General features: G+C 34.4%; 23 protein-coding genes. 8 read left to right on the top strand and 15 right to left on the bottom strand.

Annotated elements, in window-relative coordinates:
- Positions 1-126: 126 nt before the first annotated feature.
- The 12 genes from BW983_RS22195 to BW983_RS22140 form a co-directional block, all read right to left on the bottom strand.
- A complete protein-coding gene (locus BW983_RS22195) occupies positions 127-1,260 on the bottom strand; it encodes a DUF4932 domain-containing protein (protein WP_076553948.1) in 1,134 nt (377 codons plus the stop codon).
- 80 nt (positions 1,261-1,340) lie between these two features.
- On the bottom strand, positions 1,341-2,069 hold the full coding sequence (lipB, locus tag BW983_RS22190; RefSeq protein WP_076553947.1) for a lipoyl(octanoyl) transferase LipB: 729 nt from the start codon (positions 2,067-2,069) through the stop codon (positions 1,341-1,343).
- A gap of 31 nt (positions 2,070-2,100) precedes the next feature.
- Positions 2,101-2,835 carry a tryptophan synthase subunit alpha gene (gene trpA, locus BW983_RS22185; protein ID WP_076553946.1) on the bottom strand — a complete coding sequence of 245 codons (735 nt, stop codon included), beginning with the start codon at positions 2,833-2,835 and terminating at the stop codon, positions 2,101-2,103.
- A 69-nt stretch (positions 2,836-2,904) separates the two neighbouring features.
- Positions 2,905-4,083: a tryptophan synthase subunit beta gene (gene trpB, locus BW983_RS22180; protein WP_076553945.1), complete on the bottom strand. Its 1,179-nt coding sequence runs from the start codon at positions 4,081-4,083 to the stop codon at positions 2,905-2,907.
- A gap of 4 nt (positions 4,084-4,087) precedes the next feature.
- Complete coding sequence (locus BW983_RS22175) at positions 4,088-4,633, bottom strand: GNAT family N-acetyltransferase (RefSeq protein ID WP_076553944.1); 546 nt, start codon at positions 4,631-4,633, stop codon at positions 4,088-4,090.
- Positions 4,634-4,766: 133 nt separating this feature from the next.
- Positions 4,767-5,219, bottom strand: a complete 453-nt coding sequence (tnpA, locus tag BW983_RS22170) for an IS200/IS605 family transposase (protein ID WP_076553943.1) — start codon at positions 5,217-5,219, stop codon at positions 4,767-4,769.
- Positions 5,220-5,300: 81 nt separating this feature from the next.
- Entirely contained in the window at positions 5,301-6,005 is a 705-nt protein-coding gene (locus tag BW983_RS22165) for a phosphoribosylanthranilate isomerase (protein ID WP_076553942.1), read from the bottom strand.
- Between the two features lie 37 nt (positions 6,006-6,042).
- Positions 6,043-6,816 carry an indole-3-glycerol phosphate synthase TrpC gene (gene trpC / locus BW983_RS22160; protein ID WP_076553941.1) on the bottom strand — a complete coding sequence of 258 codons (774 nt, stop codon included), beginning with the start codon at positions 6,814-6,816 and terminating at the stop codon, positions 6,043-6,045.
- Positions 6,817-6,839: 23 nt separating this feature from the next.
- The gene (gene trpD / locus BW983_RS22155; RefSeq protein WP_076554005.1) at positions 6,840-7,829 is read right to left on the bottom strand and encodes an anthranilate phosphoribosyltransferase; all 990 of its coding nucleotides are present in this window, start codon (positions 7,827-7,829) and stop codon (positions 6,840-6,842) included.
- A gap of 91 nt (positions 7,830-7,920) precedes the next feature.
- Complete coding sequence (locus tag BW983_RS22150; RefSeq protein ID WP_076553940.1) at positions 7,921-8,523, bottom strand: anthranilate synthase component II; 603 nt, start codon at positions 8,521-8,523, stop codon at positions 7,921-7,923.
- 36 nt (positions 8,524-8,559) lie between these two features.
- Positions 8,560-9,984: an anthranilate synthase component I family protein gene (locus BW983_RS22145; protein WP_076553939.1), complete on the bottom strand. Its 1,425-nt coding sequence runs from the start codon at positions 9,982-9,984 to the stop codon at positions 8,560-8,562.
- A gap of 247 nt (positions 9,985-10,231) precedes the next feature.
- Positions 10,232-10,876 (bottom strand): hypothetical protein, encoded by a 645-nt coding sequence (locus BW983_RS22140; RefSeq protein ID WP_076553938.1) that lies wholly within the window; start codon positions 10,874-10,876, stop codon positions 10,232-10,234.
- A gap of 136 nt (positions 10,877-11,012) precedes the next feature.
- Between BW983_RS22140 and BW983_RS22135 the strand changes: the two genes are divergently transcribed.
- The 6 genes from BW983_RS22135 to BW983_RS22110 all read left to right on the top strand — a co-directional run bounded on the left by BW983_RS22135 (position 11,013) and on the right by BW983_RS22110 (position 17,444).
- On the top strand, positions 11,013-11,222 hold the full coding sequence (locus tag BW983_RS22135) for a hypothetical protein (RefSeq protein WP_065393848.1): 210 nt from the start codon (positions 11,013-11,015) through the stop codon (positions 11,220-11,222).
- Positions 11,222-11,593, top strand: coding sequence for a c-type cytochrome (locus BW983_RS22130; RefSeq protein ID WP_076553937.1), 372 nt, complete (start codon positions 11,222-11,224; stop codon positions 11,591-11,593). Before BW983_RS22135 ends, BW983_RS22130 begins: the two co-directional genes overlap by 1 nt.
- A 3-nt stretch (positions 11,594-11,596) precedes the next feature.
- A complete protein-coding gene (gene rlmF, locus BW983_RS22125; protein ID WP_076553936.1) occupies positions 11,597-12,514 on the top strand; it encodes a 23S rRNA (adenine(1618)-N(6))-methyltransferase RlmF in 918 nt (305 codons plus the stop codon).
- Positions 12,515-12,703: 189 nt separating this feature from the next.
- Entirely contained in the window at positions 12,704-14,401 is a 1,698-nt protein-coding gene (gene lysS / locus BW983_RS22120) for a lysine--tRNA ligase (protein ID WP_065393851.1), read from the top strand.
- Between the two features lie 148 nt (positions 14,402-14,549).
- Entirely contained in the window at positions 14,550-15,938 is a 1,389-nt protein-coding gene (locus BW983_RS22115) for a T9SS type A sorting domain-containing protein (RefSeq protein WP_076553935.1), read from the top strand.
- Positions 15,939-16,058: 120 nt separating this feature from the next.
- Positions 16,059-17,444: a T9SS type A sorting domain-containing protein gene (locus BW983_RS22110; RefSeq protein ID WP_076553934.1), complete on the top strand. Its 1,386-nt coding sequence runs from the start codon at positions 16,059-16,061 to the stop codon at positions 17,442-17,444.
- A gap of 22 nt (positions 17,445-17,466) precedes the next feature.
- On the opposite strand, the gene BW983_RS22105 is transcribed toward BW983_RS22110, so the two are convergent.
- The 3 genes from BW983_RS22105 to BW983_RS22095 are packed head-to-tail and all read right to left on the bottom strand — an operon-like array spanning position 17,467 to position 20,331.
- On the bottom strand, positions 17,467-17,982 hold the full coding sequence (locus tag BW983_RS22105) for a ClbS/DfsB family four-helix bundle protein (protein ID WP_076553933.1): 516 nt from the start codon (positions 17,980-17,982) through the stop codon (positions 17,467-17,469).
- 4 nt (positions 17,983-17,986) lie between these two features.
- Positions 17,987-18,991, bottom strand: a complete 1,005-nt coding sequence (locus tag BW983_RS22100) for a cytochrome d ubiquinol oxidase subunit II (protein WP_076553932.1) — start codon at positions 18,989-18,991, stop codon at positions 17,987-17,989.
- Positions 18,988-20,331 carry a cytochrome ubiquinol oxidase subunit I gene (locus tag BW983_RS22095; protein ID WP_065393854.1) on the bottom strand — a complete coding sequence of 448 codons (1,344 nt, stop codon included), beginning with the start codon at positions 20,329-20,331 and terminating at the stop codon, positions 18,988-18,990. Before BW983_RS22095 ends, BW983_RS22100 begins: the two co-directional genes overlap by 4 nt.
- A 234-nt stretch (positions 20,332-20,565) precedes the next feature.
- On the opposite strand from BW983_RS22095, the gene gyrB reads away from it, so the two are divergent.
- Both gyrB and BW983_RS22085 read left to right on the top strand, forming a co-directional pair.
- Positions 20,566-22,500, top strand: coding sequence for a DNA topoisomerase (ATP-hydrolyzing) subunit B (gene gyrB, locus BW983_RS22090; RefSeq protein WP_076553931.1), 1,935 nt, complete (start codon positions 20,566-20,568; stop codon positions 22,498-22,500).
- Positions 22,501-22,581: 81 nt separating this feature from the next.
- Positions 22,582-23,004 (top strand): DUF5684 domain-containing protein, encoded by a 423-nt coding sequence (locus tag BW983_RS22085; protein ID WP_076553930.1) that lies wholly within the window; start codon positions 22,582-22,584, stop codon positions 23,002-23,004.
- Positions 23,005-23,443 lie beyond the last annotated feature (439 nt).

Genomic DNA, 23,443 nt, shown 5'->3' with positions numbered 1-23,443 from the left:
CACTATTTAGTGATATTAAAATTATGAAAAAATAAAACATATGCAAGAAATTTTGCAAAAAATAATAGATTGATGGAAATTATAAAGTTTTATTTCAAATAAAAAGGTATGGCTGCTTTTATGATATTACTGGTTTTTACACCATTCAATAAGTTCAGGGTACAATTCTTCAATTTTTTTCCCGGGATATTTTTTTCTCAAAGATAAAAGCTCGTCGTTGAATTCTTTTATTTTAATAAAGCCTCTTGCCTTCAATACCGAATTAATATCCTGATAAGCATAGGTAAGAGTAGGAGTGTCATTTGAATATTTATCAGCACAGAATAAATAGTATACAGAAAAAGTCATGTATTCGTCAAAAACACGGGATGGATTAGGATAATATTCCGTCCCTTCCTGTTTTACATCCACCCATTTTTCTCTGTCTTTAAGGGCTTCATTCAATGTTTCTGTAAATTTTTTTGTGGGAGCATTCGTATAATTGTGGTCAATTTCTGTAAACATCACTCTTGTATTGAAAACGATATTCTGTTTTTCAGAAAAACCTTTAACCTCTTCAACAGGGGGAAGTACCATTAGAATTTGTATAAAATCATTATCTCTGTAAGTCGTGGTATAATTCAGACTATTGATTAAAGGCGATGTTAATATCGTATAATTGTTGACTTTTGTTTCGAAATTCTTTTCCAGCCATTTCCATTGTTCATCCAGATTTGCAACCTTATTATACTGGGAAATTAAACTGTTATAATAGGGAATATGTTTTTTATAAAATTCTCTGAATCCGGTTTTCTTAGCAAAATCTTCAAGCTGTGTTTTGTAAGTTGTGATAGGATTTATCTTGACGGTAGTATGGGATGAAACACTTTGAGCTGGGAAAAGGTAGTTTTTATTGGGAATTAGTTTGTTGCCTTTAAAATCGTAGCTGATGGCATTTCCGGTCAGAAGAACATAATTGGTAGGATTAGCTTTCATCAATGAATCTATTTTTCCAATAATTTTTTCATCTTTAAAAGCCTTGAACTGTTTTAAAACATCCTGATAATAATCTCCGGATTGTTGTACCATATCATCATTATCCAATCCGACCTCTGTGATGGCAATCATAATGTGAAGAAGTTCTTTTACTTCATCAACTTCAATTTTGGTTTTTCCCTGATTTTCTTTTTTAAATTTTTCGTCAAAACTGACTTTCTTCATTTCTTGAGTATAAGCTGTAGCGGCTATAAACAGACAGATGAATAAAATGGCTTTTCTCATGTATAAGTTAGGTTATTAGATAAAAATATCCCTATGCATCATTATTATAGATCCATAGGGAAAGTATGTTTTGTTTAGGTTTATTTGTAGATCAGTTCAGCCTGGAAAACATCAGCAAAATGCTTTCTGATTTTGGCTTTTATATCTTCCATTTCTTCAGGAGTCAATTCTCTTTCAAGTTCTCTTTTTAAGGAAGTAACCTGCTTATCTTTGATCCCACACGGAATAATGTATTCAAAATAACGCATATCGGTATTGATATTTAAAGCAAAACCGTGCAAAGTAACCCATCGGGAAGCTTTCACACCCATTGCACAGATCTTTCTGGCATAAGGTTTACCTACATCCAGCCATACTCCTGTCTCTCCTGGGGAACGTTCTCCTTTAAGACCATATTCACCAATCGTTCTGATGATCACTTCTTCCAGATTCCTCATATATAAATGAATGTCTGTAAAGAAATTTTCAAGATCCAGAACAGGATACCCTACGATCTGCCCAAAGCCGTGATAGGTAATGTCTCCACCACGATTGGTTTTTACATAGGTAGCCTCAAGTTCTTTTAATTTATCAATTCCGGCAAGCATATTCTCTTCATGACCGCTTTTTCCAAGGGTGTACACATGTGGATGTTCTACAAAAAGAAGGTGGTTTGGAGTCGTAATATGCTCTTCTGCAGGTAAGTCTCTGTTTTTTATTTTGGTGTCAATAATATCCTTCATCAGTTTTTCCTGATAATCCCAAGCGGGCTGATATTCTTTTATTCCTAAATCTTCAAATTCTACTGCTTTATTTTGATTTGTATTCATTTCAATTTTTGATATACAAATTTAGTGAATTTTACCCTTTTATGGAATGGATAAAATCTATGGCATTTTTCTTCCAATCTTTGTCCTGAAGAAGCACATTCACAAAAGCTGTTCCAATGATTCCGCCGTCTGCTTTTTCGGTCACATTTTCAAAATCTTCCTTTGATTTGATCCCGAATCCTATCATGACAGGATTTTTAAGAGGAAGGTCTGCTAACCTGGACAGATAATTTTCGTTTTTCAAAACTGTATTTTCATTTCCGGTAGTAGAAGAGGAGCTTACTGCATAAAGGAAACCTGAGCTTAAAGAATCCAGATATTGTATCCTTTCATCCGAAGTTTCCGGAGTCACTAAAAATGTAAAATTAAGATTGTATTGTTTCAGGATCTGCTGATAATTTTTCTCAAATTCAATGGGAGGAAGGTCAGGAAGGATTAATCCCGAAACACCACTTTCCGAACATTCTTTGCAGAATTTTTCAAATCCAAAACTCAATACAGGATTGATATATCCCATCAGAATAATAGGAACATTGATTTTATCTTTAACTGTTTTTAATTGTGAGAATAGTTTTTCAATGGTCATTCCGTTGTGTAATGCCAGTTCGTGTGCCTTTTGAATCACAGGTCCGTCTGCTACAGGATCAGAATAAGGCATTCCGATCTCAATCATATCTGCTCCGGAATCCTGAATCAGTTGTATAATGTCTGCAGTATCTTCCAGTTGTGGGATTCCTGCGGTGAAATATATGTTTAGCTTTTTCATTTTGTATTAAATTAATGATGTGAAAAATCGTTTTAAAATCGTTTTAAAATCATTTTTTAACGATACTTTTTACAGATTTTTCAAATAGGTTTCCATATCCTTATCTCCACGACCACTCAGACAGATTACCACCACATCGTCTTCGTTGAATGTTTTTTTATCTAAAACAGCGAGTGCATGTGAACTTTCCAAGGCAGGAATGATTCCTTCAAGTTTCGTTAATTCAAAAGCACATTTTAAAGCTTCATCATCATTGATACTGAAAAACTCAGCTCTTTTTTCCTTAAATAAATGAGCATGGAACGGTCCGATTCCTGGGTAATCTAATCCGGCAGAAATAGAATGTGGCTCAATCACCTGTCCGTCTTCAGTTTGCATCACAAGGCTTTTACTTCCATGAAGAACGCCCAATGTTCCTAAGAAAGTAGTTGCGGCAGATTTTCCGGAATCTACTCCTAAACCACCGGCTTCCGCAGCAATGATTTTTACATCTTTTTCTTCTACAAAATGATAGAATGTTCCGGCAGCATTACTTCCGCCACCTACACAGGCAATCACATAATCAGGATTTTCTCTGCCGATTTTCTCGTTTAGCTGTTCCTTGATCTCCTTTGAAATAATACTTTGAAATCGTGCCACAAGATCCGGGAAAGGATGAGGTCCTACTACGCTTCCAATCACATAATGAGTCGTAACCGGATTGTTGATCCAATCTCTTAAAGCTTCATTCACAGCATCTTTTAATGTCTTCGAACCTGAAGTAGCAGCAATGACTTCTGCTCCAAGCATTTTCATTCTTGCTACATTGGGGGCCTGTCTCTGGATATCAATTTCGCCCATATAAACGATGCACTCCAAACCAAGTAAGGCGCATGCCGTCGCAGTGGCAACTCCATGTTGTCCGGCGCCGGTTTCAGCGATGATTCTTGTTTTTCCAAGGCGCTTTGCCAGAAGTACCTGCCCTAATGCGTTATTGATTTTATGAGCGCCCGTATGATTCAGGTCTTCACGTTTTAAATAGATCTGAGTATTGTATTTTTGACTTAGATTTTTAGCAAAATAGAGTGGCGTAGCTCTTCCCACATAGTTTGTAAGAAGATCCTGATATTCACTCTGAAAGTCTTCAGATTCTATGATTTCAAGATAATTCTTTTGTAATTCCTCTACATTCGGATAAAGCATTTCGGGGATAAAAGCACCTCCAAATTCTCCATAATATCCATGTTCATCAGGGTTTTTATAATTCATTTCTTTATTCTTTAGTAATTAAATAAGCATTATTTTCAGTACTCAGCGTACTCAGTTGTTCTTTTTTCTCTTGTGAGATATGAAATAGTAAAATATCATCGTCTTCAGCATTGATCCATTCAGAACCAGCATTTTCTTTGATTGATTTTGCCTTGTCATATAATATTTCCACATCACATTTCTCATAAAACGGTCGAAGGTCTTCATGACAAAACCCTATAGTTTCCCTATTTCTTTGGGTAACATTTTCTTTAAAATACTGAACCAGCAGAGCTCCGTATCCTTTTTTCTTTTGAGCAGCCACTAACCCAACTGCTTCTGCATAAGCATAGGGTTTCCCGGAAATTTCCAACGTAAAGTCAAAATTAAGACGGATAACAGCCAGAATGTTTTGCTGAAAATCTACAAGAAAATGAAATTCCGAATCTTTAAAAAATGTACGGAAAAAGGCAGATTTCATCGTATTCCATGCAGAAATGTCCCAAAGCTGAAGGATATGTTCTATTTCCTGTTCTGTTAATTCATTGGTTTGTTTTATCTGATATTTCATGATTGGTATTTATAATCAAAGTTAACAAAGAGTCCCAAAGGGACGATTTATCTATAGGAAAGGATGGAATCCTTTCTTTCAATGTTATCAACGTTATCAATGTATCAATAACGTATCAATATATTCCATAATATCAATCCCATAAAAATTTTTCATCATAATCCATTTGATGTTTTTCCAGCATTCCAATAAATTCATTTTTAAAATCCTGTTTTTGATGATGTTGGCGTTGATTTTTAATATATTTTGTCACAATATAAACATCCTTTTCACCCACAGAAAACGCACCATAACCATCCTGCCAAAAGAAATTTTCGTATTTCTTACCTTTTGTTTTGATCCATTTTGAAGAATGTGCCTTTATTTCCTGAACCAATTTCATTAATGCAATCTTCCTGGACAATCTACAAAGAATATGAATATGATTGTCTGTTCCTCCGATCTGTAATGCATAGCTTTCGAAATCTTTACATAATGTGGCGATGTAGGCATACAATTCTTTTTCTATGTTTTCATCGATAAAATCATTCCTGTATTTTGTACTGAATACAATATGGATGTAATTTTTGACTAATGATTGCGGCATTTGTGTTTTTTTTGTGGTTTGTATTTATATTGTCATGAATGGTTTATCATTAATATTAATTGGAATGTTTCAAATTCTGGGTTAAATCGTCCCGTTGGGACTCATTGGGATGATTGTTTTGAATGTTTTTATTTTATCTATATTTTTATCACCTGGAGCTGTTTCAAATTTTGAATTGATGTCTAGCGCGAAAGGTTTTTGGCGCAATGATTCAATATTTTTGATATTCTCTTCTGAAATGCCTCCACTCAGAAAATAGGGTAGTGGGATTTCAAATTCATTTAATATATTCCAGTCAAACTGTTGTCCTGTTCCTCCGAATGCCTTGCTGTCTGTATCAAATAAATAATAAGCGATAGGCTGCAAATTAGAGGTTGTTATTTGAGTGAAAATCTGCTCTATTTTCTCTCTGTTCTCACTCATTCCATTCCCGATTCTGATGACCTTGATTATTTTGACATCAGAAGATAATTTTTCTCTTAGGTCATTAATAAATTGATCATCTTCATCACCATGTAACTGAATAAAATTGAGCTTTCCCTTTGTTGCTGTCTCCACAATTTTTTCTGCCGTTTCATTGACAAAAACTCCCACTTTTCCCTGATGATCAATCTTTGAAATATCTTCAAGACTCAAATGGTTCAAAACATATCTCGGCGATTTTTGGTAGAAGATAAAACCTAGAAAATCTACTTTCAGGGAAATCAATTCCTGAATTTGTTCCGGATTTGTTAAACCACAGACTTTGAGTTCAGGGAAAATATTATTTGTTGGTTGCTCATTCATAGATGTTGATTTGTACTAGTTCAGAGATCAATTCATTTCAGATTGATAAAGGAAACTCTTCAAATGCTTTTGCCGGATTAGGATTTCTCATGAAATATTCTCCCATCAGAAAACCGTCAAATCCTTTTTCCTTTAAAAACTTAAAATCTTCAAGAGCATAAATTCCGCTTTCTGCCACAGATAAAGTATCTTTTGGAAGCTGATCTTTCAACTGAACGGAATGTTGTAAATCAACTTTAAAATCTTTCAGGTTTCTATTGTTTATTCCTACTAAATCAATTTCTGAATTAAAATGTTTCAGTTCTTCTTCCGTGTGAATTTCCAATAGAACTTCCATATCCAGTTGATGAGCAAGCTCTGTAAATTCCTGAACCTGATTAGGAGAAAGACATGCTGCAATCAGTAAAATAACATCAGCGCCTATACTTTTAGCTTCATAAAACTGGTATTCATCAATCATAAAATCTTTTCTCAGAATAGGAATATTAATATGGTTTCTTACCTTTAAAATATCTTCAAAACTTCCTCCGAAGAAATCCTTATCTGTCAGAATAGAGATTCCGCTCGCACCAAAACTTTCATAAGCTGAAGCAATTTCTAAAGGCTGAACATTGTTATTAATGATTCCTTTTGACGGAGATTGTCTCTTAAATTCGGCAATAATCCCGCTTTTATTTTTAATGGACTCTTTTAATGAATAATTTTTCCTTTTAAATAGATCAGAACTTTTCAATTGTTCAATAGAAGTATGAGATTTTGAAACCGCAATTTCTTCTCTTTTTCTTTCAATAATTTTATCTAGTATAGTCATTTTCTGTGTTTTGAATGATTAGATTACTGATTGATTAAAAGTTCAAAACTCTTTAGGGCCTTTCCACTTTCTAAACTTTCCTGAGCGAGAAGAAGACAGTTATCATAAGTTCCGAATTTATGAGTATGATAAAGAGCTACTGATGCATTGGCTAACACTACAGAATTCTGTTGTTCAGTTCCGTTTCCTTCCAGAATATCCATGAAAATTTTTGCTGTTTCCTGAATGGTATTTCCAGCTTTAATATCTTCCAATGTCACCGGATTAAATCCAAGATCTTCCGCAGAGTGAATCTCTTCCCCATTTTTAGTAATAATCTTGCTGTCATGGGTTAAGCTGATTTCATCATAACCATCCAGCCCGTGTACTAAGATAAAATCCTTTTCCTCCTTTTGAAGAAGATACTGATAGATTCTTGCAATCTCAAGGTTATAAACTCCAATCATGGAATATTGAGGCTTTGCCGGGTTTACTAAGGGACCTAAAAGATTAAAGAACGTTCTTAATCCCAGTGATTTCCTCAATAATCCAACAGATTGAAGGGCAGGGTGGAAGTAGGGAGCATGGAGAAAGCAGATATTAGCTCTCTCAAGGTCCTTATTCAGTTCTTCTGAACTGTTCTTGAATTGATATCCAAGTTCTTCCAGCACATTGGATGAGCCAGTGGTCGTTGAAGCCCCGTAATTTCCATGTTTTGTCACCTTCTGCCCAGCTCCGGCAACCACGAAGCTTGCCAATGTTGATATATTGATTGTGTTTTTTCCGTCACCTCCTGTTCCTACAATATCAATAGCATCATTTGCATCAATATTTACAGGAACAGCCATTTGTAATAAGGCTTCTCTGAAGCCTTCAAGTTCTTTTAGAGTAATATTTCGCATCAGAAAAACACTGATGAATGCCGTTACTTCCGCAGCATTGAATTTGTTCTGTGCAATTTCAATCATCATAGCCTTTGCCTCAGACTTTGATAAAGTATTATGATTGAACAGATATTGCAGTATTTCTTTCATTTGGGGTGTTTTTATTGTTGAAGAATCTTGTGTCATTGTTTTCATGCTTCACTTTTCCATTAAACTTTTACCGGAAGGGTGATTGATAATTTTAATGATTTAAAAAATTTCGGATAATCACCTCTCCATCCGGGGTTAAAATACTTTCGGGGTGAAACTGTACTCCGTGTACATCATAAGTTTTGTGTTGTAAAGCCATGATCATTCCGTCCTTATCTACAGCGGTTATTTCCAGTTCTTCCGGGAAATTTTCCGGATTTACCGCCCAGCTGTGGTATCTTCCTACTTCTAATCCTGAAGCTAAGTTTTTGAAAAGTTTAGTATCTTCTTTTACTAAATCTGTTGTGGTAGCCACCCCATGAAATATTTCAGAAAGATTGATCAGATTTCCTCCGAAAGCTTCCGCAATAGCCTGTTGTCCTAAACACACTCCTAAAATACTTTTCGTAGGAGCATATTGTTTAATCAATTCCAATAAAATACCTGCTTCTTCAGGAATTCCGGGACCAGGTGAAAGGATTATTTTATCATATTTCCCAACTTCTTCCAGCGTGATCTGGTCATTTCTTACCACGTCTACTTTTTGATTCAGTATTCTTTCAATAATCTGAACAAGATTATAGGTAAAGCTGTCATAGTTGTCAAAAACGAGAACTTTAAGCTGCGGTTGTTGAGAGGTTGTATTGTTATTCATTTTTTCTTTTTTTGTAAGTTAATTTTGTTGCTGCTTTTAATTTTCAACGATTTTCTCTGCTTTTTCAACTGCCTTTTTCAGGGCATTTAATTTATTGTTAACCTCTTGCAGCTCGTTTTCAGGGACAGATTTTGCAACAAGACCGGCTCCTGCCTGATAATAAAGGGTATTATTTTTACTCAGGAATGTTCTGATCATAATCGCCTGGTTGCAGGTTCCATTCAAACCGATAATACCAATACAGCCCCCATAATATCCACGGGAATCTTTTTCATATTGATTGATAAGTTGAAGAGCTTTATGTTTAGGAGCGCCACTTAAAGTTCCCTGCGGGAAAGTTGCAGAAATCATGTCAAGAGGATTAATTTGTTCCGGAAGATCAGCAGTTACTTCACTTACCATGTGAATCACGTGAGAGAAAAGCTGTATCTCTTTAAGCTTTGTAACGGTGACATTTTTTCCAAGTTTTCCAAGGTCATTACGGGCAAGATCTACCAACATGGTGTGCTCAGCATTTTCTTTTGGATCATTTTTTAAAACTTCAATAGCTTGAAGATCAGCTTCAAAGTTTCCGGTTCTTTTGGAAGTTCCGGCAATAGGATGGATGATTGCCTTGTGGTCTTTGATAATTAATTGACTTTCAGGGCTTGATCCGAATAATTTGTAATTTCCATAATCAAAATAAAACAAATAAGGAGAAGGATTGATATTTCTCAAAGCGCGGTAAACGTTAAACTCATCTCCTTTGAATTTCTGCTCAAATCTTCTGCTTAATACAAGCTGAAATACATCACCTCTCATGCAGTGCTTTTGTGCTGTTTTTACCAGTTCAAGGTAATCTTCATTGGTGATATTTGACGTTTCTTCGCCATTCTTTTCAAAAGGATAAACAGGTGTGTTTTGATTTTTGATAAGGTTTTCCAGAAGGTTGACTTCGGATTTTATGCCGTTCATTTGATTTTCAATAATATACATTTCATCATTAAAATGATTGATCGCAATTACATATTGATATAATCTGTATCGAAGAATAGGAATTTCTACTTCTGGACTTTGTGCTTTTAAATTGACATTCTCAAAAAACTGGACCGCTTCAAAACTTGTATATCCGAAAAGACTTTGCGCAGTCTGTTCAATAGGATCATCGGTTTTCTCACAGTCGAAGATGGTGCGGAAATCTTCAAAAATATCAGTGATGTTACGATCCTTGATGAATTGTTTTACCGGAGCGGAATCAGGAAGTTTGATTTCAAATTCTTTTAAATTCTTTACTTCAATTCCTGCAACAGCATTGATGGCGATGAAGGAGAAGTTATTATCAATACTTTTTGAGTCTGAGCTTTCCAAAAGAATAGTATCTCTGAACTTGTCTCTTATTTTCAAATAAATATTCATCGGAGTATGAAGATCTCCAAGAGTTTTTTTCGAAACGGTTTTTATTTTGATTTTCTGAGTAAACATCTGTTGTTTTATTTTTAGATTTTAGGAATAAAAAAAGGCTTCAACGGAATCCGTCAAAGCCTTGTATATTGTTTTGTTTATATCTGCTGTTGGTTTAATAACATGACAATAACTTCAGACCCGACGAAGAGTTTGAAAGCCACCACCAAATATTGTTGCTATTATTAAACATGGGACAAATGTAGAGATTTTTTTAATACAAAAAACAAAAAACTTCAAAAAAACAAAAAATTAATATTGGGATATATCACTTTAGGAGCTCCAGTTCTTGCTTTAATTCTTCAATTTTTAATTTAGAATCTTTATCGTCATAGTTTTTAACGTAATCTTCTAAGGCTGAGATGTATTCTTTGATAAATTCTTTATTCGTTTTATCTGTTTCATACTTAATTCTAGCCGAATTTACAGGGGCAAGTTTTGAGTATTTAAGTACTGCTTTCCCTTCTTCAGATTGATTATAAAGAATAACAATGTTTTTTTCGTACCCGGGAATATACTTAACAGGAAAAGTCTGTTCCACCCGTGGAATTCTGATTGCATTTTCGATAGGGTAGATAGAAGCTGTTGTAGTAGAGAAAAAGGTTGAAATGTATTTCCCATCCTGTTTTTTGACAATAGCTTCATAATCGTGGATGTACATTTCATTTAATGTAGAGTTGGTTTCTACATCAGAGGTGATAACAGCAGTGCTTTCTACCCCGTACTTATTCAGAAACCAGGCGTTTAAAAACTGTCCGCCAAATCCATTTAAGATGGCTAAAGGAATGATTGGAATCAAAAACCATGCTTTTTTGGTAAGCATTGAAAGCAACCCAAAGAACAAAAAAAGAATAATCACAGTATAAAAACCATGATGGCTGGTGAAAAACAGAATTTTTGAAATTAAAACCATAGGCTAAATTTAGAAATATCACCTTATTAAACAGCAATAATTCCATTAAAATTATAAAAAAATATCTTTAAAGTGGGGATATATCATCGTTTTAAAAGCTTATTTTTTATACTTTTGTCTAAATTTTATAGAAAAAATGAAAAAAGTATTAGCAATCGCATTTATCGGAGGTTTATTATTAGCTAGCTGCTCAAAAAAAGCAGATCATTCATTACAAGATAGTAACACTATGCTTGAAGAGCCAGAAGCAACTACAGTTGTAGATTCTACTGCTAAAACGGCTGCTCCAGCTGCTGCAACCCCTGCTCCTGAAGCTGCTAAAACAGATTCTACAGCGAAAAAATAATGAAAAAATTACTTTTGGCAGGAACATTAGGTCTTTTGATCTTTTCCTGTTCTAAAAAAGAAAATACGGCAGAAGTAGCGTCTTCCGATGCTGCACCTGTGTCAGCACCGGCAAAATCCAATCTTTCGGGTGATCAGATCATTGAAACGTTGGATTGTTCAGGATGTCACGCTGTCAATGAAAGAATGATAGGACCTTCTTATCAGGAAATAGCGGGTAAATATTCTGAAAAGGATATTGATCTGCTGGCTTCCAAGATTATAGAAGGCGGAAGTGGAGTTTGGGGAGGTGTCCCTATGGCTGCCCATCCACAAGTATCTAAAGAAGATGCTAAAAAAATGGTGGAATATATTTTAAGCCAGAAAAAATAAAACATGTCCACCGAAAAATCCAGTCTGCACACAAGAAATCTGCATCGTAATCCCTATGATTTTGATCAGCTCATTTCTTGTGTGCCAGAACTGAATCACTATGTTTTTGTCAATGCTTATCAGACAAGAACGATCAATTTCAGTATTCCACAAGCTGTTAAACTGCTTAATAAAGCTTTATTACAACACTTTTATAATATTAAAGGCTGGGATATTCCTGATTCTAATCTTTGTCCTCCCATTCCGGGAAGAGCAGATTATGTACATTATATTGCGGATTTATTAGCAGAAGGCAACGGAAAGATCCCGGAAGGAACTTCTGTAAAAGGTTTGGATATTGGAGTAGGAGCCAATCTTGTGTATCCTTTAATATCGCATCAATCCTATGGCTGGCAGATGCTTGGTACAGATATCAATGAAGATTCATTAAAAAATGCCCGTCATATTTTAGATCAGAATCCCGAGGTGGCATCCGGGATAGAACTCCTGCATCAACCTGATTCCAATCATATATTTAAGAATATTATCGGTTCCGAAGATAAGTTTACATTTTCTATGTGTAATCCTCCTTTTCATGATTCAAAAGAGTCTATGATAAAAGGAAATATGAGGAAAAACAGGAATTTAAATAAGTCAAAGAGTCAGAAATCATTACTTAATTTTGGAGGTCAACAATCGGAATTATGGTGTGAAGGAGGTGAATTGAGGTTCATTACCAATATGATTAATGAGAGTGTGGATTATTCATCACAGATTCTTTGGTTTACGTGTCTGGTTTCCAAAAAGGATAATTTGCCTAAACTGACTTCGCTTTTAAAAAAGTTAAAGGCAGAGTTCAAAATAGTTGACATGGCTCAGGGACAGAAGATAAGCAGAATACTGGTCTGGACGTTTGTTCCTAAAAAGGACAGGAAAATATAAAAGATCAAAGCTTACCCTAATATAGTGATAGCTTAAATTCCGAACTTCATACCTCGCACCTCGAATCCCGCACCCCTTATCTCAACGTCTAGTTCCCCATATCTTAGCCACTTTTTAAAATTTCTGAAAAAATCAATTGACGATCAGGTCAAAAATGACTAAATTTGTATGCTTTTAGAAAAATAAGAAATGCAATTATCAGAACAAGAAATCATTAGAAGAGAAAAGCTGAACAAGCTGACTGAAATGGGGATTAATGCGTTCCCTGCGGATGAGTATACAATCACAGATACTACAGAATCTATAAAACAGGACTTTTCTGAAAGTAAACAGGTGAAGATCGCTGGTAGATTGATGTCACGCAGAATTCAAGGGAAGGCTTCTTTTGCAGAATTGCAGGATTCTAAAGGAAAAATCCAGGTTTACTTCAACAGAGACGAAATCTGTCCGGGAGAAGATAAAGAATTATATAATGAAGTTTACAAGCACCTTTTAGATATCGGTGATATTATCGGTATTGAAGGAGAATTATTTACCACTCAGGTAGGTGAGAAGACGGTTTTAGTAAAGAACTTTACGCTTCTTACTAAGGCTTTACGTCCTTTACCTCAGGCAAAAACAGACGAAAATGGTGTTGTACACGACGGATTTACAGATCCGGAATTGAGATACAGACAACGTTATGTAGATTTAACGGTAAATCCACAGGTAAAAGAAATTTTCGTGAAGAGAACGAAATTGTTCAATGCAATGAGAACTTTCTTCAACGATGCAGGATATTTTGAAGTGGAAACTCCAATCCTACAATCTATTCCTGGTGGAGCTGCGGCTAAGCCTTTCATCACGCACCACAATGCTTTAGATATTCCATTATATTTAAGAATTGCCAACGAATTATATCTGAAAAGATTGATCGTAGGTGGTTTTGACGGAGTATATGAGTTCTCTAAAAACTTCAGAAACGAAGGGATGGACAGAACGCACAACCCGGAGTTTACAGCAATGGAAATCTATGTTGCTTACAAAGACTACAACTGGATGATGGATTTCACAGAGAAATTATTAGAATTCTGTGCGATTCAGGTAAATGGAACTACAACGGCTACTTTCGGGGAGCATGAAGTAGATTTCAAAGCACCTTACCCAAGAGTTTCTATGACGGAAGCAATCCTGAAATTCACTGGTTTCGATATTACCGGAAAAACTGAGAAGGAATTATTTGACTTCGCAAAATCTATCGGTATTGAAGTGAATGAGACGATGGGTAAAGGAAAATTAATTGATGAAATCTTCGGTGAAAAGTGTGAAGGAAACTTCATTCAACCGACTTTCATTACGGATTATCCTGTTGAAATGTCTCCACTGACTAAGAAGCACAGAAGCAAAGAAGGCTTAACTGAGCGTTTTGAATTGATGGTTTGTGGTAAAGAAATCGCAAATGCTTATTCAGAGCTTAATGACCCGATTGATCAGAGAGAGCGTTTTGAAGCTCAGATGGCTTTATCTGAAAGAGGGGATGACGAGGCAATGTTCATCGATCAGGACTTCTTAAGAGCGCTTGAATATGGGATGCCTCCTACATCTGGATTAGGAATCGGTATGGACAGATTGATCATGTTCTTAACGAACAATGCTTCTATCCAGGAAGTGCTATTCTTCCCTCAGATGAGACCGGAAAAAGCTGTTCCTCAAATTGAATTGGGAGAAGATGAAAAAGTAATTCTTGAAATCCTTAATTCTCAGGAAGAGGCGATGTCTTTAGCTGAAGTAAAAGAAAGAAGCCAGTTGTCCGGTAAAAAATGGGATAAAGCTTCTAAGACTTTGACAAAAAATAATATTGTGAAAGTTGAGAAAATAGATGAGAATCTTTTGATGAAACTGGCATAATATCATCTGCTTTATAATATTGTAAGAGGCTATCTCGTTTTAGAGGTAGCCTCTTATATATTTATATATCAGTAATATTTTTAATAGATTGTGAGAGCTTTTTTATTAAAAAAAATAACTTTGTAAAAAAATAACTTAAAACTTAACCATGAGAATTTTTAACACACTTTTTTTGCTTTTCTTTTTTAATATTAATGCCCAGCAATACTATGTAGGAGAAGATATTAATTACCATCTTCCATCAAGAGTTTCTAGAAGCTCTACTACTAAGTCTGCATCCTCTCCTCTAGGTTATTCTTATATTTATCAGAGTAATTATTTAAGAAAAATATTACCAAATGGTGAGAATGATCTAAGCTTTGGTGTTAATGGAGTTTCTACTTCTGTTATTCCACTAGTACACTCTAATGTTAACGCAGGTGCTATAGCAGTTAATGACCAGAATATATTTTTGGCAAGCAATGGCATAATTGCAAAGTATGATGTAAATGGAAACCTTGATACAAGTTTTGGTAATAATGGTTATTTCGATATGGGACAAACTATCTACTCTATTGAGATCAATCATGATTTGGGATTATTTGTAAAAAAAGACAATTCGCTATATAAGATTAAACCTACTGGGCAGCTAGATAGCAGTTTTTCATTAATAACGGGAGTTAAATCTTTTTTTATTACAAACACCGCAATTATTGTAAAGATATCAGATTACCAATTTAAGAAGTATAATTTATCAGGAGCTCAGGATTTAAATTTTGGTATACAGGGAATACTCAGAGTTTCAGAATCCTCTTCTAGTTGGGGTGTTATTGGAATAGGGGTTAACAAATACACCGGAGATATATTTGTTTCTGAACGCTATCCTGTTGAGCTTAAGAAATATAATGAGAACGGGGTTAGGGATACTTCGTTTGGTACTAATGGTGTTGCTACTTTTCAATTACCTGCGGGTGATAATTGGTATCCCGATTATTTATTAGGACCACAATTTATAAGAGTGCTAAAAGTAGATTCTACCGGAAGAATTTTGTTGTTTGGAGGAACTGGTGAAAATCAAAATTCTTTGGATAAAGTTACAGCTGTAATTATTAGGTTCAATACAGATGGTACATTGGATAATAGTTTTAATAATGGAAATTCATTTTACTATAAAAGAATAAAGGCAGCGATTACAGATGTAAATATATTAAATGATAATTCCTATATATGTTCTGACTATTTTGCAGGCTTTGGACTTTCATATGGGTCTGTTGGAATTACAAAGTATCTCCGTACTAATGATGTTGCGAATCTTAGTGTTAAAGAAATAGCTAGTACTAAACTGTCAGTTTATCCCAATCCAATAGAAGACATTCTTACTATTGAATTAAATGCTAACGAAAAATTACAAAAGTTAAATATTTATGCAATAGATGGAAGATTAGTATTTACCGGGACAGAATTAAAAAGTAATCTGAAGTTTCTATCTTCTGGAGATTATATTGCAGAAATAAAGACAAATAATAATACTTATAGAAAAAAAATAATAAAAAAATAATTAATTATTATAAATATATTAAATAGGTGTAGAGCTATTTTATACTTTTTTTTTCATTTTAATAAATATACAATAAGTTTTTTATATTGTAATAAAAAAGCTTAAATTTGGGGAAAAACCATGAAAAAAACGTTTCCACTTCTTTTTTTACTGTTAATAGTAAATATTGTGTATGGGCAGCAATATTATGTGCAAAGGGATTATACTTATAATGTTGTAACAGTTCCCGATACTTTTGAGTACATTTTTAATAATACTAGAAATCCTGAGAATTTAATAATGAAAAATGGGGATATTTATTGTGTGCATCCTAATTTTATAAAGAAATTTCTGGATAATGGAACTTTAGATCCAAATTTTGGACAAAATGGTTCGTTTAACCCTAATGGAATGGATTTCTTAATAACACTTAACGGAATTTATCTTTATTCTTTTAATCAGATCGTAAAATATAATATAAATGGAACTATTGATTTGTCATATGGACAAAACGGTTTTGCTAATTTTGGTGACTTAAATAATTCTAAAATAACCAATATTCTTGTAAACGAAGATGGATCAGTATATGTTTTTACAAAAAGTACAGATTATGCAGTAAGTACTTTTAGAGTTTTACCTAATGGAAATTATGATACAGGCTTTGGAATGAAATATTTTGGAGTTGGTGTTCGTTCTATTTTAAAAGGAGTAAACAATAGCTTTTTTTTATTGAGAGATTCAAGTACAAATTATAAATTAATAAAGTATACAACCCAAGGTGAAATAGATAATTCATTTGGTAATCAGGGGAGTATAGACATATTGAATTCAAGTGTACAATTTTATATTAATAATATAGGCGAGATCTTTCTGTTTGATTATTATAAAATTGAAAAATATACAACGAGTGGTCAAAAAGATATATCGTTTGGAACTAATGGTACATTTGTAATATCTTCTTTTAATCCGGTCTATCCTATGTTTGGAGATGTACCTGTGTGGGGTAGAAATATAGAGTTTGACGATGATAACTCAATTTTGATATTTGGACATGGTACAAAATATAGTTCATCATTCATTTTTATAGGAAAAATCACAAGTTCAGGTATTTTAGATACGAATTTTAACGGAGGAAGTTCTTATTTTCTAAACACTCAAAGTGAGGGTATATTTAAGGGTGTCAAAACAAATGATGGATTTTACAAGGCAAGTGCGTCAACCAGATTAAGTATGACAACTAATAAGCTTGGAATTATAAGATATAAAAGAGTTGATGGTGCTTTACAGGTGTCTGAAGCAAATATTCAGAAATTACAGATATACCCCAATCCAATAGAAGACATTCTTACTATTGAATTAAATGCTAACGAAAAATTACAAAAGTTAAATATTTATGCAATAGATGGAAGATTAGTATTTACTGGGACAGAATTAAAAAGTAATCTGAAGTTTTTACCCTCTGGAGATTATATCGCAGAAATAAAGACAAGTAAGAATACTTACAGTAAAAAAATTATAAAAAAATAAATATAATATAAAAGGTACAGAGTTATTCTGTACCTTTTTCTTTTTTCCATTTCCGTAGCTGCGCTCTAAAGTTTTTAAAAGGAGCGACTGTATTAATATGTATCCATTTCCAGACAGCCCATTTTGCAGGTGTAGTTGCCCATTTTCTTTGTTCGGGCTCAAACAGGATTTTATCATCGATACTTTCAATCCATTCTATAATTTCATTGACCTGTTTTTGTAAAAGCTCTCTTTGGTCAGTTAAGCTGTAAGAACCATATTGATCATAAAAAGATTGATACAATCCCTTTAAATTGTTCCATTTATAGTCAGGAGTAGGTGTTTTTACTTCAATTCCTTTCTTTTCATCAGCCTCCCACTGAAGTAAGAGGAGAGTCCAGCCGATCTGATACGATATATTTTGTGATGGTGTTTTGTCAACATCAGGTTTTAATACATCTTTTTCTTCTTCTTTAATATCATTGAACTCCTCATCATATAGAAAATATCGTTTCTTTATCTCTTCGATCAGTTCCGTTTTATCCTTATAATTCTGCATTATATTATTTTCTCAGTTTACTGAAAGAAGCCATCAGATAAAATAAAAACGGAAGAATAAATAATGACCCCAACATCAGCGCCCATCCCAAGGCTGCAATTGTTTTCTCAGGTGCCATATGCTCTAAAAGTGATAGGTGTTGTCCGTTTCCTAATAAAATAATATCTGGATTATGCTGATATGTTGCTGCAACAAGGATCATTACGATTTGAAAACCAGCAAGAGCACGTACGGGAAGTAGTTTTTGTTTGTTCATTGCTCTAAAAATAAGAAGTAAAGCTATGGTTGCAAAAGCAATAGCCATAATTCCCAAAGGTTTTGAAAATACCCACATCAAAAGAGGAATATCTGAAATATAAGCAGTTACAAATACAAGAATTCCTGTTACCACAACAAAAATCATCGTCTGTTTTGATTTTCTGATCATAAGTAATAACTCTTCTTTACCGCGGGTTTCTCTCAATGAAAAAATAGAGGCAAGATAAGCACAAAGTGCTACCGTAAATAAACCTACAGAAACACCGAACCAATTTAGCCAGCTGTAAACATAAAGATCTAAGAAGTTGTTCGCATCTGGATTGATGGAATGTGAAACTGTTGCCGCAGCTATTAATCCTAAGAAAAATGGAGTTAGTAGACTTGCATAATAAAAGATCTGAGTATATAAAACCTGCCAGTTATCCTTTACAGCATCATAATGTCTGAATGTAAATGCAGTTCCTCTGGCAATGATCCCTAAAAGCATTAATACCAATGGAATATGCAGATAAGTAGACATTGTTGTATATATTTCAGGAAATCCTACAAAAAGGATAACAATTGCAATAATCAGCCACATATGATTTGCCTCCCATACAGGAGCAATGGATTCATACATGATTTCATGGGTTTTATGGCGGGCTTTTTTATTTGTGAAAAGCTCTACAATGCCGGCACCAAAGTCAGCGCCGCCCAGAATAACATAAAGACAGATGGAAAGCCAGAGAAAGCCTATAACAATGTAGATCATGATTTTTTGTTTTTATCGTTAAACTGAGCGTCTGTAGGGTCGTAAAGTTTCGGAACCATTTGGATCTGTCTTCTTAAAAGGAAAACCAGAATTAAAGATAAGGATACGAAGATCGCGGTGAAGAAATAGAAAGAATATTGTATTCCCGGCATTGGTGTTACCGCGTCTATTGTTCTCATTACTCCATAGATGATCCAGGGTTGTCTTCCTACTTCAGTTACAGTCCAGCCAGCTTCTAATGCAATATAACCAAATGGAGTTGCGATTAAAAAGGTTTTTAATAACCAGTTTTTAGTAAGCCATTCCTTTTTGAAGAAGAAAGCATACAGGTATATTGAACCGATACAGATCATAACTACACCAAAGAAAATCATAATCTGAAAGGCATAATGAGTTACCGCAATCGGTGGCCATTCGTCTTTTGGAAAATCTTTAAGCCCTTTTACTTCAGAATTGAAATCATTGCTTACAAGGAAACTTAATACTTTAGGAATCTTAACAGCATATTTTATTTCTTCTTTTTCTTCATCAGGAATTCCACCAATAACGAATGAAGCACCTTTTTCAGTTTCAAAATGAGCTTCCATTGCAGCTAATTTAATAGGTTGCCTTTCTGCTACAGATTTTGCAGCAATATCACCACTCAAAGGCGCTCCAAAGGCTCCGATAAGGGCAAAACCTACAGCAATTCTGAAAGCTTTGGTATGAAATTCAACATTTCTTTTTCGCATGATCATAAAGGCATGAACACCCGCTACAGCAAATCCTGTCGCACAAAATGCAGCCACTGTCATATGAAGTGCCTGTGGAAACCATGCATCATTAAACATTGCTTTTATAGGGTCTATATTAAGATATTGTCCATTAATATAATCAAATCCGGTAGGAGAGTTCATCCAGGCATTGGCTGCTACCACCAAAATACCTGAAGCAAGTCCGCTTACCCCTACAAGAAATCCGCAAAACCAGTGAAACCACTTATTGAACTTATCCCATCCATATAAAAAGAAACCAATAGCAATGGCTTCAATAAAAAAGGCTGTACCTTCCAATGAGAAAGGCATTCCAAAGATAGGACCTGCATGTTTCATAAATCCAGGCCATAAAAGTCCCAGTTCAAAAGACAGCATTGTTCCTGAAACAGCTCCGGTAGCAAATAGAATTGCCACTCCTTTACTCCATGCCTTTGTTAATCCTTTATATACTTCATTATTGGTTTTTAGGTACTTCCAATGGGCAAAAGCCATTAAGAAAGGCATTACCATTCCCACACAGGAGAATATGATATGGAAGCCCAAAGAAAGCGCCATCTGGGCGCGGGCAGCTATAAAATCATCCATAATATCAACTTTTCAGTAAATAAATTTACGCATAAATTATTGATGTTGAGTATGATTTAAAACAGTTGTTATTTCAACAATACATTTTAATTTTGAATCTTTTATTGGTTGGCTATTCTTTATGTTTTTCTAAAGAAAACTCTACATTTTTTTGACACTTTTTAACTTTCATACCTCGAAAAAAATCACGATATTTGTAAGTCTTTGCATATAGCAAGATTTTTAATATTTAATATGAGTCAAAAACAATATACAGCTAGTAGTATTCAGGCATTGGAAGGAATGGAGCACGTACGTATGCGTCCTTCAATGTACATTGGTGATGTAGGATTAAGAGGTCTTCACCATTTGGTTTATGAAGTAGTAGATAACTCTATCGACGAAGCATTGGCAGGATTCTGTGACACGATATTCGTTGCCATTAAAGAAGGAAACGGAATCGAGGTTAGCGATAACGGTAGAGGTATTCCGGTTGACTTCCACGAAAAAGAACAAAAATCTGCTCTTGAAGTTGTAATGACGAAAATTGGAGCCGGAGGTAAGTTTGATAAAGATTCTTATAAAGTTTCAGGTGGTCTTCACGGAGTAGGGGTATCGTGTGTAAATGCACTTTCCAACGAAATGATCACTACTGTTTACAGAGACGGGAACGTTTACCAGCAGATATATTCAAAAGGAAAAGCTCAAACTGGAGTAGAAGAGATCGGAAACAGTGATAAAAGAGGTACAAAACAGTTCTTCCAACCGGATGATACTATTTTTACAGAATTAGTTTACAACTACGATACATTAGCAACCCGTTTAAGAGAGCTTTCTTACCTTAATAAGGGAATTACCATTACCCTTACAGATGAAAGAGAGAAGGGAGAAGATGGTTCTTTCAGATCAGAAATTTTTCATTCTGAAGGAGGGTTAAAAGAGTTTGTTGCTTATATCGATGGAAATCGTGAATCTATTATGGAGCACGTGATTTTCATGGAAGGAGAAAGAGATAATATCCCTGTAGAAGTAGCAATGCGTTATAACACTTCTTTCAATGAGAATCTTCACTCTTATGTAAATAACATCAACACTCATGAAGGAGGAACCCACTTGGCTGGTTTCAGAAGGGCTTTAACAAGAACTTTAAAGAAATATGCAGACGAATTGGGGCTTCCAGCAAAAGAAAAAGTAGAAATTACAGGAGATGACTTCCGTGAAGGATTAACCGCTGTAATTTCTGTAAAAGTAATGGAACCTCAGTTTGAAGGACAAACCAAAACGAAATTAGGAAATTCTGAAGTTTCTGGTGCTGTAGATAAAATTGTAGGAGAGATGCTTACTAACTTTTTAGAAGAGAATCCTAATGAAGCTAAGACTATTGTTCAAAAAGTAGTTCTCGCTGCAAAAGCAAGACAGGCAGCTAAAAAAGCCCGTGAAATGGTTCAGAGAAAATCTCCGATGGGAGGTTCCGGACTTCCTGGAAAGCTATCTGACTGTTCATCCAAAGATCCAGCAGAATCTGAAATCTTCCTTGTGGAGGGAGATTCCGCAGGTGGAACAGCAAAACAAGGACGTGACAGACACTTCCAGGCTATTCTTCCATTAAGAGGTAAAATTCTGAACGTAGAAAAATCTATGCTTCATAAAGTATATGATAATGAAGAGATCAGAAATATCTATACAGCTCTTGGAGTTTCAGTAGGAACAGAAGAGGACAGCAAAGCTTTGAACATGGCTAAGCTAAGATATCATAAGATTGTGATCATGACCGATGCCGATATCGACGGATCTCACATTTCTACATTGATTCTTACATTCTTCTTCAGATATATGAAGGAGCTTATTGAGAACGGATATATTTATATCGCTCAGCCACCTTTATACCTATTGAAGAGAGGTAACAAAAAAATATACGCTTATAACGAAAAAGAGCGTGAAGAATTTACTTTAGAAATGTCTCCTGATGGAAAAGGTGTTGAAGTACAACGTTATAAAGGTCTTGGAGAAATGAACCCAGAGCAGCTTTGGGAAACAACTCTTAACCCTGAACACAGAATCTTAAAGCAGGTAACTATTGACAATGCTGTAGAAGCAGACAGTGTTTTCTCAATGTTAATGGGTGATGAGGTTCCGCCAAGAAGAGAATTTATCGAGAAAAATGCAAAATATGCAAAAATTGATGCATAATCATTTTTAATAATATGTAAAAAGCTCCTGATTATTCAGGAGCTTTTTTTATATTTGGGTTAACCAATAAAAAATAATAATATGTTAACTCTTTTACAAACAGACCCTTATGAAGGGGTAGATGCTGTTTCCGGTGCAGCAGCTGCAGGATTAGGTATCGGATCAATGTTCATGAGCCTTTTGGTCTATCTTTTCTATGGCTACTGCATGTATAAAATCTTTAAAAAAGCAGGAAGAGAAGATGCGTGGGCAGCTTTTGTTCCTATTTACAATGCTATCGTATTGCTGGACATTGTAAAGAAACCAATTTGGTGGATCATTTTATGCTGTATTCCGCTTATCAATATCTATGCTTTTTGGGTAATAGATGATAGATTAGCCAAAGGTTTTGCTAAGGAAACTCCTATTTATACTATTTTATTGTTCTTTTTTTGTTTCATTTTCATACCAGTTTTAGGACTTGGTAGTGATACCTATGACAGTAAAAGAATTCCTAACGACTAAGAAAATAATTGGAAATATAAAGACCTCATTATGGGGTCTTTTTTTATGTTTATTGTCGAATTTATTTGACGTTTTTGTATAATTATTTCTACATGTATTGAAATATTTGAATCTCTATTTATAGTAATTTTGGGATTGCAGATAATAAAAGTGACACTCATGTTACAGAACGTAATGTTCTTTGGTGGTAGAATTACTTAACCTGGAATGTTTTCATTCAGCCACTCTTCTATAATTTGTTTTGTAGAAGAGTTTCATAACTTATACTAGGGTAGATTTAGGATAGTACTTTTTTTAAGTATTATGAGAGACTCCACTTTGTGGGGTCTTTTCTATATCTTATAATATCTGTTTATTAAATTTAAAATATTGATATTTAATTAGATATTTGATTGTTATTTAAATTTAATATGTTTTTTTAAGTTATTTTTAACAGTTA

The organism is Chryseobacterium ureilyticum (assembly GCF_900156735.1).
Taxonomy (GTDB): domain Bacteria; phylum Bacteroidota; class Bacteroidia; order Flavobacteriales; family Weeksellaceae; genus Chryseobacterium; species Chryseobacterium ureilyticum.
The sequence above is the reverse complement of the archived record's forward strand: the minus strand, read 5'-3'. Positions and strand labels throughout refer to the sequence as shown.

Coding starts and splice junctions, on each gene's coding strand:
- BW983_RS22115 (WP_076553935.1), top strand. CDS start 14,550: ATGAGAATTTTTAACACACTTTTTTTGCTTTTCTTTTTTAATATTAAT.
- BW983_RS22105 (WP_076553933.1), bottom strand. CDS start 17,982: ATGCAGAATTATAAGGATAAAACGGAACTGATCGAAGAGATAAAGAAA.
- BW983_RS22135 (WP_065393848.1), top strand. CDS start 11,013: ATGAAAAAAGTATTAGCAATCGCATTTATCGGAGGTTTATTATTAGCT.
- BW983_RS22150 (WP_076553940.1), bottom strand. CDS start 8,523: ATGAATAACAATACAACCTCTCAACAACCGCAGCTTAAAGTTCTCGTT.
- trpB (WP_076553945.1), bottom strand. CDS start 4,083: ATGAATTATAAAAACCCTGATGAACATGGATATTATGGAGAATTTGGA.
- BW983_RS22110 (WP_076553934.1), top strand. CDS start 16,059: ATGAAAAAAACGTTTCCACTTCTTTTTTTACTGTTAATAGTAAATATT.
- trpA (WP_076553946.1), bottom strand. CDS start 2,835: ATGAAAAAGCTAAACATATATTTCACCGCAGGAATCCCACAACTGGAA.
- BW983_RS22100 (WP_076553932.1), bottom strand. CDS start 18,991: ATGATCTACATTGTTATAGGCTTTCTCTGGCTTTCCATCTGTCTTTAT.
- BW983_RS22140 (WP_076553938.1), bottom strand. CDS start 10,876: ATGGTTTTAATTTCAAAAATTCTGTTTTTCACCAGCCATCATGGTTTT.
- BW983_RS22195 (WP_076553948.1), bottom strand. CDS start 1,260: ATGAGAAAAGCCATTTTATTCATCTGTCTGTTTATAGCCGCTACAGCT.
- rlmF (WP_076553936.1), top strand. CDS start 11,597: ATGTCCACCGAAAAATCCAGTCTGCACACAAGAAATCTGCATCGTAAT.
- lysS (WP_065393851.1), top strand. CDS start 12,704: ATGCAATTATCAGAACAAGAAATCATTAGAAGAGAAAAGCTGAACAAG.
- BW983_RS22130 (WP_076553937.1), top strand. CDS start 11,222: ATGAAAAAATTACTTTTGGCAGGAACATTAGGTCTTTTGATCTTTTCC.
- BW983_RS22145 (WP_076553939.1), bottom strand. CDS start 9,984: ATGTTTACTCAGAAAATCAAAATAAAAACCGTTTCGAAAAAAACTCTT.
- trpD (WP_076554005.1), bottom strand. CDS start 7,829: ATGAAAGAAATACTGCAATATCTGTTCAATCATAATACTTTATCAAAG.
- trpC (WP_076553941.1), bottom strand. CDS start 6,816: ATGACTATACTAGATAAAATTATTGAAAGAAAAAGAGAAGAAATTGCG.
- BW983_RS22095 (WP_065393854.1), bottom strand. CDS start 20,331: ATGGATGATTTTATAGCTGCCCGCGCCCAGATGGCGCTTTCTTTGGGC.
- BW983_RS22165 (WP_076553942.1), bottom strand. CDS start 6,005: ATGAATGAGCAACCAACAAATAATATTTTCCCTGAACTCAAAGTCTGT.
- BW983_RS22175 (WP_076553944.1), bottom strand. CDS start 4,633: ATGAAATATCAGATAAAACAAACCAATGAATTAACAGAACAGGAAATA.
- BW983_RS22085 (WP_076553930.1), top strand. CDS start 22,582: ATGTTAACTCTTTTACAAACAGACCCTTATGAAGGGGTAGATGCTGTT.
- lipB (WP_076553947.1), bottom strand. CDS start 2,069: ATGAATACAAATCAAAATAAAGCAGTAGAATTTGAAGATTTAGGAATA.
- gyrB (WP_076553931.1), top strand. CDS start 20,566: ATGAGTCAAAAACAATATACAGCTAGTAGTATTCAGGCATTGGAAGGA.
- tnpA (WP_076553943.1), bottom strand. CDS start 5,219: ATGCCGCAATCATTAGTCAAAAATTACATCCATATTGTATTCAGTACA.